The organism is Phycisphaerae bacterium (assembly GCA_035384605.1).
Taxonomy (GTDB): Bacteria; Planctomycetota; Phycisphaerae; order UBA1845; family PWPN01; genus JAUCQB01.
In genome coordinates this window covers 1-12,896 of record DAOOIV010000135.1, presented here as the reverse complement: position 1 = coordinate 12,896, position 12,896 = coordinate 1, and the positions used below count along the sequence as shown (strand labels likewise).

The window sequence follows — 12,896 nt, the reverse complement described above, 5'->3', positions numbered from 1 at the left end:
GCCCTTCTACCTGCGCTCGGGCAAGGCGCTGACCCGCAAGACCACCGAGATCATGGAGACCTGCACGGCAGTCCAAGAAGACATACTCGGGATCGAATTCCTGCTTGAGCTGAAGCAAGAGGTCGGCTAAGGGGCTCTGCCCTGGATTCGTCATGCTCGCAACCAATTCGTAGTCGATGCGAGACAGCTTCTCCACGTAGTGATCGTCGACACGTCCAACAGGAACGCAGACGATCGGCTCTCCCGCAGTGCCGATCAGATCCTTGTCCGACTGCTTTACGACATAGTCCTTGATATCTGGATCGAATGACGATCCAGCTACGAGGTGTTCCAAGAGATAATCGGCTACCCCATGTTCAACTGGATTGTCTGCCAACAAGGTGCCTAGCCCGGGGGCCTCAAGATCAAGATCAACGACCGCCACCTTCTTCGCGCCTCTCGCAAGATTAACGGCGGCAGCGCACAGGCAAGTAGTCCTGCCAACGCCACCCTTGTGCGAGTAGAATGCCATTATGGCAGGGGTGTGAGCGTTCAAGGGCCAAGGTGGCTTGTGCTCGCGGCTCATCCATGCTGACTTCGCCGCGCAACGCTCCACGATCCACCAGCAGGGAAACTCAGATTGCGGCTCAATAGGCTGTCGGTCGGAGCGTACCTGCTCAAGAATGGCGTAAAACTCGCTCTTCGGCCGGTCGACGTCGAGCACTCCGCCCCAGAACGGAGCAAGGGAGGTCTCCAGGCTGGTCGCCAAATCGGCAATAGAACTGGCAAGTTCATCCGCGCTGTTTTCCCGGGCTTTCAGGAACAGCCTGACCCGACCCCGCAAATCCCGGAGAACCAATACCTCCTCGATCAAGCCGTGGGACCGGTGGTTCTTGATCGTTTTGAAGGCCGTCGGGAGAACGTCCTCGAAATGAATCATTTGGGCACCGTCTGCAACACTCCATCCAAGACCATTTGGACAACCGTTTTTCGAAACACGAGTTTCGCCCGATCGAGCAGAGTCCGACAGGCTGGTTCATCGACCTCACCTGTTCGAGCGTATCTCAGAGCCACAGACCATCGCCGCCACAGTTCGGCAGCCTCCCGGTCAAGATCGATCGGGTAGCGTCTGGCAGCAAAACTCAGGTCTGCCGCCAGCAGAAGATGCTCGGGCTTAACCTCATTAAGATGTATCCGTCGCAATGACAACCCGGCGTGTTGTATGACCGCCTTGACGCCACATTCCCCAATATAACCAGCCAAGTAGGCCGCGTTGTCCCAAGCCTTTGCCACAAGCAGTGTGTCTGCGTCCCTGAGGTGACGCGCGGCGGCTGATACGTAATCTTCTGTCATGGTTGGTCATCATACCGCAAGCTACTGCGATCAGCCACAGACGGCTATGGCCACGGCGTCCGAACTTCGTCCCGGCGGCCCAGGACAATGGGCGACAAACGGGCTCCCAGTTGGGCCCGCTGTGTTGAGTCGCGCTTACGGGGCGTCGAGACTCATGACTGCCTCATACAGTGCGTCGAGCATCTCGGACTCGGGGACCGTCCGCACCGGTTCGCCTCGGACACAGATGACCGCCTTACCCTTGCCGGCCAGCAGGGCAACATCCGCCCCCTCGGCCTCGCCTGGGCCGTTGACGATGCAGCCCATGACCGCGACCCTGATCGGCGCCTTGATCGACGCCAGTCGCTCGCGAACCTCTCTGACCAGCGCCAACAAATCGACCTCGACCCGCCCACACGTCGGGCAGGCAATCAGTTCCGGACCCGTCCGCCGACGCAGGCCCAGGCAGCAGAGCAATTCCTTGCCGTCTTCGACCTCGTGGATGGGGTCGGCGGCATACGAAATGCGTATGGTGTCGCCGATCCCCTCGGCCAGCAGTGTCGCCAGCGCCGCCACGGACCGGATCCTCCCGGTCTCCGGCGGCCCGGCGTGCGTCACACCCAGGTGCAGCGGAAAATCAAACCGCCGGCTGATCTCGCGATAAGCGTCGATCACAATCGTGGGATCGGGGCTCTTGGCCGCCAAAACAACGTTCTCGAACCCGTTCTCCTCGAAGATGCGCAGGTAATCCTCCAACTTGCGGACCATCAGTTGGACGAGATTCCCGTGATAATCACGGGCAAGTTCCTGTTTCTCCAACTGCCGGACCGCCTTGTCCTGACGCTCGACGATGCTGCCCTCGTTCACCCCCACGCGAATAGGAATGCCCGCCTGCTTGCTGGCCCGAATCACCTCGTTGACCTGCTTGCGGTCCTTGATGTTCCCTGGATTAAGCCGGATCTTTGCCGCCCCCGCCTCAATCGCCTCCAATGCCCGCTCATAATGAAAATGCACATCTGCCACGATCGGAACCGGCGACTGGCGGATGATCGCCGGCAACGCGGCCGTGTCTTCTTTCGTCGGAACGGCCACCCGTACCACATCGCAGCCGGCCTCCGCCAAGCGATTGATCTGCATGACTGTCGCGTCGATATCATGAGTCAGCGTACTGGTCATCGACTGAAGGACGACCGGAGCCCCCCCGCCGAGTGGAACCTTGCCCACGCGGACCTGTCGCGTCATGCGGCGCGCACGGGATGGAATCGGATCGCTGCTCATTCCTGCCTCACAATGCTCCGGCTGACCAACGGCCGATTCTAGAACCACTGGCCAACACCGTCAAAAAGGTCGGGCCGCCCGTCTTGACCGGCAGACCGCCAACCGATAGCTTCCCCTCCAAGTGGGGCATGGTCGATGCTGCCGGAGGCCGCAAAGACCTGCCAATCCAAGCTGCCGTTTGTGTTCACATGCGCTCCGAAAGGACCGTGATGATTCGCCCCGTCTGGATCAGCACATTCGCCGTGTTTCTGCCTGCGATGGTTGGGTGTGCGCCCAAACCCAAGCCGGTCGTCGCTACGCCGATTGCCAACGTCTGGGAATCCCCCCCTCCCCCCCTGCCGGCACCGCCGAAATTGGAGCCCCTGCCGGACCTTGAAAGCCAACCCGCCGACCAGTTGCCCGACACCGCCGAGCCGATCGCAGTGGTCAACGGAGAGCCCCTCTCGCGGTCAGCGCTCGTAAACCGACTGATCGAAAGCCACGGCCTCGCCCAACTTGAGCAGATGATCTTGCTGACCGTTGCCAGGCAGAAGGCCTCCTCCCTCGGCCTGGAGGTCACACCGGCCGACGTCAGGGCCATGCACGAGGAATCTTTGAAACGCCTCGCTACTCCGATCGTCGAACCGGATGCCCGAGTGCTCGATGCCCGCGAAGCCCAACGACTGCTCGACGAGTTCCTCGCAGCCAAAAACATCTCCCGCCGCGAGTGGGACACTCGCATGGAGCAAAAAGCATACCTGCGAAAAATCGCTGAGGCCGAGGTCGCCAAAACCACCATCTCCGAAGACATGCTCCGAAACGAATACGACCAGGACTACGGCGAGAAGGTCCAGGTCAGGCACATCCAGGTGGGATCCCTCGCCGCCGCAACGCGAGTGAGAGCCCTGCTCGCGGCGAACAAGGACTTCGAGCTGATCGCCAGGCAGATGAGCGAAAACCCGGTCACCGCCGCTCAAGGCGGCTTGGCGCGCCCGTTCACCCGCAATGACCCCGGCGTCACCCCCCTGTTGCGGGAAGCGGCCTTCAAACTCAAGCCCGGCGAGGTGTCCGAGGCGATCCGAGACGGCAATGTCTACCACATTATCCGGCTTGAGCGGCGATTCCCGGCCAGCGACGTCGGCTTCGAAAATGCCGACCGCGCCGCCCTGCGCCGCAAGTTGATCGACAGGCTGATCCAGCAGCGGGAACAGGACCTCGAAGCAGAGCTCTTTCAGGCCGCCACCGTCGACGTTCGCAACGAAGAGCTCGCCCGGCAGTATCGAGAGAGGCACCGAACGGGGAGAAGTGGTCCGTGATCAGTCATCAGTGGTCAGTGACAGAAAACTGAGAACTGAAACCTGAGAACCGACAACTCACACGGGAGTCGGGCATGTACACGCTACTTCCCCTCAAGGTCGGCGAGTGTCACACCGAACAGGGCCCGAAGATGTTCTTTGTTCGCGACTTCGACAAGACGTACTCCACCTACTTCTATTTCTGGTACATTGAAGGAGCAGGCACGCGGATCCTGCTCGACACGGGCTTCGATCGGGCCGACAGCAAGGGCTTCATGCCCACGATGATCCAGCAACCCGGCTGGACCCCGGCCGAACGGCTCAAACAAATCCGCGTGGACCCGCGCTCCATCGAACACGTCATCGTCAGCCACCTGCATTTCGACCACCTGTCCAACTCGGTGGACCTGTTCCCCAATGCCCGCTTGTACTTGCAGAAGAGAGAATACGAGACGGCCCTCTACCCGCCCCACCCGTGGTTCACGGCCGCCTACGCGCCCGGCATGATCGACCGACTGACCGGCGACCTGAGCAGGCGGCTGGAAATCATCGACGGCGACGCCGAGATCCTGCCCGGTCTGAAGCTCATCCTCGTCGGCGGCCACACCCCCGGCCAGCAATCCGTCATCCTGCCCACTAAGCTCGGCCCGCGAACCTGCCTCACCAGCGACATCTGCTTCTTCTACAAGCACATCGAGGAAGACTGGCCCATCGGCTTCTTCTGCAACCTGGCCGAGGTCTTTCAGGCCATGGCCCGGTTCCGCCGTGAAGCGGACGTCATCATCCCGCAGCATGATGCCCGGCTGGAAAAAGAGTTTCCGATGCCGAAACCATAGGGTTCAGGGTTCAGGGGAAAGGATGAAGGCGGAAGGCGGAATCAAGCCGGGAGCCACTCTGCCTCCACTTCGGCCTTCGTCATCCGGATTTCGACATTCGTCATTTCCCGCCCCCCGGTTATAATCTTGCCAGATGGTTTTGAACCCTCGGATCGGAGCCCAAATGACGACGACGCAGTCGAATCTGACCGATGTTCCCGACGCCCACGGCCGGTTCGGCCCCTACGGCGGACAATATGTCCCCGAAACGCTCATGGGCGCGATTCACCAACTTGAGGAAGAATACGATCGGGCCCGCAAGGACCCCGCCTTCTGGGCCGAGTTGGAGGGCTATCTCAAGCACTATGTCGGCCGGCCCAGCCCACTCTACTTCGCCCGCCGCTTGACCGACCGCCTCGGCGGCGCACGAATCTACTTCAAGCGCGAGGACCTGAACCACACCGGCTCGCACAAGATCAACAACACCCTCGGCCAGGCCCTTCTGGCCGTACGCATGGGCAAGAAACGCGTCATCGCCGAGACCGGCGCCGGCATGCACGGCGTAGCCACCGCCACAGCCGCCGCTGTCTTCGGCCTGGAGTGCGTCGTCTACATGGGCGCCGAAGACGTCCGCCGCCAGAAACTCAATGTGTTCCGTATGGAACTGCTCGGCACCCATGTCGTCTCGGTCAACAGCGGCCAGAAGACCCTCAAGGACGCGATCAACGAGGCCATGCGCGATTGGATGAGCAGCGTCCAGAACACGCACTACATCATCGGCAGCGTGATGGGCCCCCACCCGTTCCCAATGATCGTTCGCGACTTCCAGGCCATTGTCGGACGCGAAACACGGCAGCAGTTCCTCGAACGCGAAGGCAAGCTGCCCGATATGATCGTCGCCTGCGTCGGCGGCGGGAGCAACGCGGCCGGAATCTTCTATCCCTTCATCGAAGATAAGTCCGTGCGACTCGTCGGCGTCGAGGCCGGCGGCGAAGGACTCAATACCGACCGGCATTCCGCCACCCTCTGCAAAGGTTCACCCGGTGTGCTCCATGGCATGTACACCTATGTCCTTCAGGATGAAGACGGCCAGACGCTGCCCGTACACTCGGTCTCGGCCGGGCTTGACTACCCCGGCGTTGGACCGGTCCACTCGCAATGGAAAGACGCCGGCCGCGCCGACTATGTCGCCGTCACTGACCAGGAAGCCTTGGACGCCTTTACCATGCTGAGCGAAACCGAAGGCATGATCCCCGCACTGGAGAGCGCCCACGCCGTCGCCCACGTGATCAACATCGCCAAGAGCTTCCCCCGCGATTTCAGCATCGTGATCAACCTCTCCGGCCGCGGGGACAAGGATTGCGTCGAGGTGGCCCGCCTGCTGGGCAAGCAGATTGGATAGAAGAAGCGGTTACCTTTCAGCAATCAGCGGTCCGTAAAACGAGCCGGCGGGTTTCATGCCCCGAAGAAGTATGTACCCAGGGGCGCAAGCCGCTGGTACAAATGCACCCGGTATCCATCCAGCCCCGAAGGGGCGACGGAAAGAAGACACGGTCATGAGACAAACCCTCACCTGTCTGCATTACCACCTTGTTCTTCCGCAAGAAGCGCCGGCTGCCCCGGATCACCCCCGACCTCCGTGAGCGTCTCTACGACCACGAGGGCGGAATCATTGGAGGCGAATGAAGAACGGCACGTCGGGAACTGAAACCCTGATCCGCCGACATGAATCCGTCGCCCCGCTGGGGGCTTGACGGTCTGTGTGGCATCGAAGACCAGGGGCTTGCGCCCCTGACTACATACCTATGCCCCTCCGGGGCACGCTGATTCGTGCCTGCGAACTCGCACCACACTCCTTCATCGGGGCGTTTTGCAGGGATGCGCCCGGCGATCTACGCCCTTTGTCGATCGAGTTCCTCGGATTTGAAATGTGCAATCTGAAATCTGCAATCGCTGGAAAGGCAAGCCCCGATCTGATAGGCTGACCATGTCTGTATGACTCAAATCGATTCAACAGGAGGAGTCCATCATGGCACATGAACTCGGTCGTCGGGAATTCTTGCAGGCCTCCGTCGCCACAGGAGCCATCTGCTTCGGTCTGTCACAATTCGCGTCCGCGCAGACCGCCGCCGGCACCCCCGTTCTGGTCAGCCCGGGTTGCCGCGGAACGAAAGTCAAGATCGCCCGGCTCTATCTGGTCGGCACCAACAAGCTCTGGCCGACGCCCAAGCTTGACGTCAACGCCGAGCGAAAACGCTATGAGGCCGAGTTCGACCGGATGAAAGACGATTTCGCCGACATTGATTTCGCCGTCGATGAGATCATCGAATCCGCCGCCGACGTCAATAAGCTCGGCGATCGGCTCCAGGGTGTTGACGGCGTCCTCGTCATCCACATGAGTATGGGAACGACCGACAGCCTCAAACAGATACTGGCCGCCAAGAAACCGACCGTCTTGTTCGCCCTCCCCTACTCCGGCCACGAATGGACGGGCTTCGGTGCCTTGCGCCGACAACCCGAGGGCGCCTTGCTCGAGTGCATGCTCACGGCCGACATGAATGAACTCGCCGCCGCCGTGCGGCCGTTCCGGGCCATCCACCACCTGCGCGAGGCGAGAATCCTCAACATCACCGCTCGTAAGGACCAGGCCGCCTATAACGACTCGATCAAGAAGAAGTTCGGCACCGAGACCGTGATCATCGACCGCGACCGCGTCCTCAAAACCTATGAATCAATCCCCGAGGCCGACGCCCAGGCCGAGGCCGAGCGGTGGATGAAACAGGCCCAAAAGGTCGTCGAGCCGTCCAAGGAAGAAATCGTTCGCTCCTGCCGCCTGGCCCTGACGTTCGAGAAACTCTTGAACGAGGAGAAGGCCACCGTCATTACCGCCGATTGCTACGGCAGCATGTACCACCAGCTTCCCGCGTTTCCATGCGTGGGATTCGTGCGGCTCAACAACATGGGCCTCGGCGGCATCTGCGAGTCCGACATGGCTGCGGCTGTGACCCACATCATCCTTCAGGGCCTCTGCGGCAAACCTGCTTTCATCAGCGACCCCACCTTGGACACCTCGACCAATTCGATCATCCTGGCCCACTGCCTCGGCTCGATTAAAATGGACGGCCCAAAAGGCGAGGCGGCACCCTACCGCCTCCGCACCATCATGGAACGGCAGGAGGGTTGTGTCCCGCAGGTCTTCATGCGCAAAGGCAAGGTCACCCAGGCCCGCCTGATCGGCACCGACCTGATGTTGTACTTCACTGGCGACGTGACCGACGCACCTGACGACGAACGCGGTTGCCGCACCAAGATCACGGTGAAAGTCGACGGTGACGCGGAAAAGCTCTGGGAAAACTGGTCCGACGGCCTGCACCGCTCCACCGTCTACGGCAACCTGACAAAGGATCTCCGGCGGTTCTGCCGTTTCACCGGCATCCGCTTGGTCAACGAGGCCGAAGAATTGCCAAACGCATAAGCGGCCTCCCAAGGCGGACCGCCTTTTTGCGGGCCGCAACCCAAGCGCTCTGTGATCCAGAAACATGCGCGCAAGCCGCGCAGATGTCTGGCCGTAAGGTTCCAATCTCGCACCCCGGCTCTTCGCCCCCCAAAACGGGCTCCTGATACAAGAGCCCCGGTCCTCGGCAACTCCTGGAACCGCCGCCGGGAAAGATCCCGCTGCGCAGCGAGCGGCTTGCCCCTGACAACGGCCCTTGTGCAAAATACAAGCCCTTGCCAAAAAACGACTTACCGCAGGACCTGCCGATGCGAGACCATGGAATCCCCGCGACGGATGTGGTAAACTGCACCCCCGCCAAACTCAGGGCGGCCGCGGAGTGCTTCGACCAACGCGCGTGACTGTGGACACGGCCGTCGGCCTGGCCCGCTGACCCGATGGCTTCCAGTGGACAACGACACCCAAGAACTAACCAACCGACAATTGCTCAAGTGGATGTTCGGATTCCTCCGGCCCGTCAAAGGAATCGTCGCACTGGCCTGCCTGTTCTTGGCCTTGTGGACCGGAGCCGAGATCGCCGCCGTCCGCGTCACCGCCCTGGCCATCGACCAGATCAAAACCATCCATCTCAGCGAAACACGCCTCGTGGATCCGTGGGAATGGCTCAGCGGCAACTATGCTGAGGCCGCCGGGCTTCGGCACGTCGTGTTGGCACTGGCAGCCTTCACCGCCACGGTCGGCGTGCTTGGCTTCCTGCGAGAGACGACCAATGCCAGACTCAGTATGCACATGGTCTTCTACATTCGGGAGGCCGTTTACGACAAGCTCCAGAGAGCCGGCTTCGGCTTCCATGACGCCATCTCCACCGGCGAGCTGATCAACCGCTCCCTCAGCGACCTCCAGAACGTCCGCTCGTTCATCAATTCGGCTGTCTTGCTCACGCTCGAGATCGTTCTGATCGTTGGCGGCTACATCATCCTCTTGTTGTCGCGCTCGCCCTGGGTCGCGGCCCTGGCTTTGGCCCCCCTGCCGGTCTGGACCGTGTACATCATGCGGTTCAGCCGCAGGGCTCAGCCCGCTCTCAAGGCGGCCATGGAGTCCGGCGACCGGAACATCTCCATCCTGACCGAGAACATCGCCGGCGTCCACGTGGTCAAGGCGTTCGCCACCGAGCCCCACGAGATCGCCAAGTACGCCGCCAACTGCGATGACTTCTTCCACAAGGTCATGCATCGAATCCGCCTGTTTGCTGACTTCCTCCCGGTCATGCGCAGCATCGCGACCGCCTCGCACCTCTCGCTCTTCCTCGCCGCGGGCATCCTGATCATTCTGGGACGACTCAGTGCGGGCGATATCCTCATGCTCGGCGCGGCCATGCACGCAATACTTGTCCGACTGCAACAGGTCTCGGTCATCAACGACCAGTATCAAAACGCCGTCGTTTCCGGACGCAGGCTGTTCGAGATTCTCAGCGCCAGGTCTTCCGTCACCGAGAAACCCGACGCCCGGCCGTTGCCACCCGGACCCGGCTCGGTTCGCTTCGAACACGTGACATTCGGCTACGATCCCAGATCACCCGTCCTCCACGACGTGACCTTCGACGTGCCGGGCGGAAGCGTCATCGCCATCGTCGGCCCCACCGGCTCGGGTAAGTCCACCCTGGTCAGTCTCATCGCCCGTTTCTATGACCCGCAGCAGGGCCGCGTCCTGGTCGACGGAATCGATGTCCGCGACGCCACCCTCGAAAGCCTTCGACAACAGGTCGCTTACGTCTTTCAGGAAACCTACCTGTTCAGCGATACCGTTGAGGCGAACATCGCCTACGGACGTCCCGAATTGACCGGCGCGCACGCCGAAGTGGCCGCCCGGCTGGCCCAGGCCCACGAGTTCGTCGAGGATCTGCCCAAAGGCTACGGCACCATGCTCGGCGAGCGGGGAACTACCCTCTCCGGCGGCCAACGGCAGAGATTGGCCATCGCACGGGCCCTCCTGGCCGAGCCCCGGATCCTCGTCCTCGACGATGCTACCGCCTCCGTCGATCCGGAGACCGAAAACGACATTCACAGGGCTATCCGGCTGATGATGCGCGACCGGACGATATTCGTGATCGCTCACCGCATCAGCACCATCAGGACGGCCGATCTCGTCGTGGTTATCGAGAACGGACGCGTCGTCCAGATCGGCACCCACGACGAACTGCTCGCGCAGGAAGGACACTATCGCCAGATCGTCAACGGCCAGATGTACGGCGATCTGCGCGCCGACGACGCGGAGGCGCCTTCACACATGAAACGAATGCAGGAGTTCTTTGAGAAAAAGGCAAAGGTCGCACCACAGCCGACCCCCGACCAGGAGCACGCCGGTGAACCCGCGACCTGACCGCACCCCCCACGCGACCGCCGACGCCGCAACCCGGCCGCCCGGCCGCAATGCACGCCATGTCGCCTCCCGGGCGGCCAGGCGGATGAGCCTCATCCTGCGAACCCTCCTCCGACCAGGTACACGCCAGACCGAGCTGGTCACCGAAGACGGAGAGCAAAGCTATCGCCCCATCGACCTGAAGCTCATCCGACGCCTGATGCAGTTCCTCTGGCCCTACAGGTACCGCTACGCCCTCGGCGTCTTCGTCGGCATGGTCATGATCCTCCTCGACCTCCAGTCGCCGCGATTCGTCGGCTGGATCGTCAACTACACCACCAACTACGTCAGCGGACAGATCTACCCGGCACCTTCACAACAACAGGCCATGATCAGGGTCGCCGCCATCGTCGGGCTTTGGGCGTGTCTTCTGGCCGCCACCCTGCTGCTGGAGCGATGGATCATCCTGATCATGACCGACGCCGGTGAACGCGTGCAGTTCGACATACGCCGCGCCTTGTTCGCCCACCTCCAGCGCCTCTCGATGAGCTTCTACGACAAAACCAAATTCGGCCGGATCATCAGCCGTTGCACCAGCGACGTCAACAGCCTCCGGGAAGTTAACGTCTGGGGTATCCACACCGTCGTCCAGAATACCCTGATGATCTGCTTCGCGGCCGGAATGCTGCTGGCAACCCAGTGGCGGCTCTTCCTGGCAGTCGCCTGGCTCAGCCCCGTCTTGTTCGTCCTCAACCGGGCATACCGGCGTAAGGCCGCGATCATGCACCAGCGGGTGCGCGAAGGCTACACCAGGGTCGCGACCAACCTCGCCGAGAACATCACCGGCGTCCGTGTGGTCACCGCGTTCGACCGCCAGTCGTGGAACCTCGGCGTCTTTAACATCCTCCAGTACAACAACACCGAGAACAACCTGCGGGCCGCCAGGGTCAACGGCGTCTATCTGCCCCTCCTGGGCTTCGTGGGCTTCTGCGGGCGGGCCATCATTCTGCTGTACGGCGGATACCTCGTGGCCGCCGGCCGGATCGACCGAACCCTCGGCGTCGGCTCCGTGGTTACCGCCTTTCTCTATTGGGACCGGTTCATGGGCCCCACCCTGAACTTCGGCAACTTCTACAACCAGCTTATGGCCGCAATGGCTGGCGGCGAGCGCATCATGGCCCTGCTCGACCTTAAACCCGAAGTCGCCGACGTCCCCCACGCTAAACCGCTCCCCCCAATCGTCGGGCATGTCCGCTTCGAACACGTCACCTTCGGCTACGACCCGAACCGCCCCGTGCTCCACGACGTCGATTTCGAGGCTCAGCCGGGCCAGATGATCGCCCTCGTCGGCGCCACCGGCAGCGGTAAGAGCAGCATCATCTCGCTCATCGCCCGCTTCTATCAGCCGCAAAAGGGCCGCGTCCTCGTCGACGGCCACGACATCCGCTACGTCACCGGCGATTCGCTCCACCGCCAGATGGGCCTGGTGCTGCAAACCAATTACCTGTTCACCGGCACCGTCATGGAAAACATCCGCTACGCACGCCCCGACACCACCGAACAGCAGGTCATCCATGCCGCCAAGGCCTTGGGTACGTATGACGCAATCATCAGCATGCAGGACGGGTTCAGCACCCAGGTCGGCGAACGCGGCGCCAATGTCTCGCTCGGGCAAAGACAGCTCATCTGCTTCACGCGGGCATTCCTGGCCGACCCCCGAATCTTCATGCTCGACGAGGCAACCAGCTCCGTCGACACCGCCACCGAGCAAATCATCCAGCGCTCGCTGGAAAAGCTCCTCGAAAACCGAACCACCTTCGTCGTCGCCCACAGACTCAGCACCATCCAGCGCGCCGACTGCATCCTGGTCATCGACAACGGCCGCATCATCGAACGCGGCACCCACTGGACCCTCCTCGAACAGGACGGCAAATACGCCAGACTCTACGAGCAATTCCTGATGCACACGGAAGCGAAATAAAGCAACCCCCTTGACGAGCCACGGGGTTCATCCCCGTGGTCTTGCACCGGGGTTCATCCCCGTGCTCTTGCACCGGGATTCATCCCCGTGCTCTTGCACCGGGATTCATCCCCCTGCTCTTGCGCCGGGATTCATCCCCCTGCTCTTGCGCCGGGATTCATCCCCGTGCTCTTGCGCCGGGATTCATCCCCCTGCTCTTGCGCCGGGTGCCATGCCCACGGCTTTGCGTGGGCATGCGCCTCCAAATGAATCCGCTCGGCCCGGAATCCTTTCCGGGCCGCATCCCCTGCGGAATCCTTTCCGCATTCAGGAAGGAATAACGATCGGAATCGTCGGCAGAAGGGTCCCAGATGGGAATCTGGGACCAGCGGGTCAGAGCCCCGCCAAGTCGCCCCGACGAAGCAGGGCGCCGACCTGCCGAGTGC

At 61.8% G+C, this 12,896-nt stretch carries 9 protein-coding genes; 6 read left to right on the top strand and 3 right to left on the bottom strand.

Going from position 1 to position 12,896, the window contains the following annotated elements; all coding sequences use genetic code 11:
- The 3 genes from PLL20_19515 to ispG all read right to left on the bottom strand — a co-directional run.
- Positions 1-853 (bottom strand): AAA family ATPase (locus PLL20_19515; protein ID HPD32188.1); only part of this gene is annotated, 853 nt, incomplete at its 3' end.
- Positions 854-915: 62 nt separating this feature from the next.
- Positions 916-1,332 carry a hypothetical protein gene (locus PLL20_19510; protein ID HPD32187.1) on the bottom strand — a complete coding sequence of 139 codons (417 nt, stop codon included), beginning with the start codon at positions 1,330-1,332 and terminating at the stop codon, positions 916-918.
- A 135-nt stretch (positions 1,333-1,467) separates the two neighbouring features.
- Positions 1,468-2,589, bottom strand: coding sequence for a flavodoxin-dependent (E)-4-hydroxy-3-methylbut-2-enyl-diphosphate synthase (ispG, locus tag PLL20_19505; GenBank protein HPD32186.1), 1,122 nt, complete (start codon positions 2,587-2,589; stop codon positions 1,468-1,470).
- A gap of 209 nt (positions 2,590-2,798) precedes the next feature.
- On the opposite strand from ispG, the gene PLL20_19500 reads away from it, so the two are divergent.
- The 6 genes from PLL20_19500 (at position 2,799) to PLL20_19475 (ending at position 12,471) form a co-directional block, all read left to right on the top strand.
- On the top strand, positions 2,799-3,884 hold the full coding sequence (locus PLL20_19500) for a peptidylprolyl isomerase (protein HPD32185.1): 1,086 nt from the start codon (positions 2,799-2,801) through the stop codon (positions 3,882-3,884).
- Positions 3,885-3,958: 74 nt separating this feature from the next.
- Complete coding sequence (locus tag PLL20_19495) at positions 3,959-4,699, top strand: N-acyl homoserine lactonase family protein (protein ID HPD32184.1); 741 nt, start codon at positions 3,959-3,961, stop codon at positions 4,697-4,699.
- A 163-nt stretch (positions 4,700-4,862) separates the two neighbouring features.
- Positions 4,863-6,080 (top strand): tryptophan synthase subunit beta, encoded by a 1,218-nt coding sequence (gene trpB / locus PLL20_19490; GenBank protein ID HPD32183.1) that lies wholly within the window; start codon positions 4,863-4,865, stop codon positions 6,078-6,080.
- 627 nt (positions 6,081-6,707) lie between these two features.
- On the top strand, positions 6,708-8,153 hold the full coding sequence (locus PLL20_19485; GenBank protein HPD32182.1) for a hypothetical protein: 1,446 nt from the start codon (positions 6,708-6,710) through the stop codon (positions 8,151-8,153).
- Between the two features lie 426 nt (positions 8,154-8,579).
- A complete protein-coding gene (locus tag PLL20_19480) occupies positions 8,580-10,511 on the top strand; it encodes an ABC transporter ATP-binding protein (protein HPD32181.1) in 1,932 nt (643 codons plus the stop codon).
- Entirely contained in the window at positions 10,495-12,471 is a 1,977-nt protein-coding gene (locus PLL20_19475) for an ABC transporter ATP-binding protein (protein HPD32180.1), read from the top strand. Before PLL20_19480 ends, PLL20_19475 begins: the two co-directional genes overlap by 17 nt.
- Positions 12,472-12,896 lie beyond the last annotated feature (425 nt).

Bases quoted from the DNA above. Each gene is read 5' to 3' on its own strand.
- PLL20_19510 (HPD32187.1), bottom strand. From the start codon at position 1,332: ATGACAGAAGATTACGTATCAGCCGCCGCGCGTCACCTCAGGGACGCA.
- ispG (HPD32186.1), bottom strand. From the start codon at position 2,589: ATGAGCAGCGATCCGATTCCATCCCGTGCGCGCCGCATGACGCGACAG.
- PLL20_19500 (HPD32185.1), top strand. From the start codon at position 2,799: ATGATTCGCCCCGTCTGGATCAGCACATTCGCCGTGTTTCTGCCTGCG.
- PLL20_19495 (HPD32184.1), top strand. From the start codon at position 3,959: ATGTACACGCTACTTCCCCTCAAGGTCGGCGAGTGTCACACCGAACAG.
- trpB (HPD32183.1), top strand. From the start codon at position 4,863: ATGACGACGACGCAGTCGAATCTGACCGATGTTCCCGACGCCCACGGC.
- PLL20_19485 (HPD32182.1), top strand. From the start codon at position 6,708: ATGGCACATGAACTCGGTCGTCGGGAATTCTTGCAGGCCTCCGTCGCC.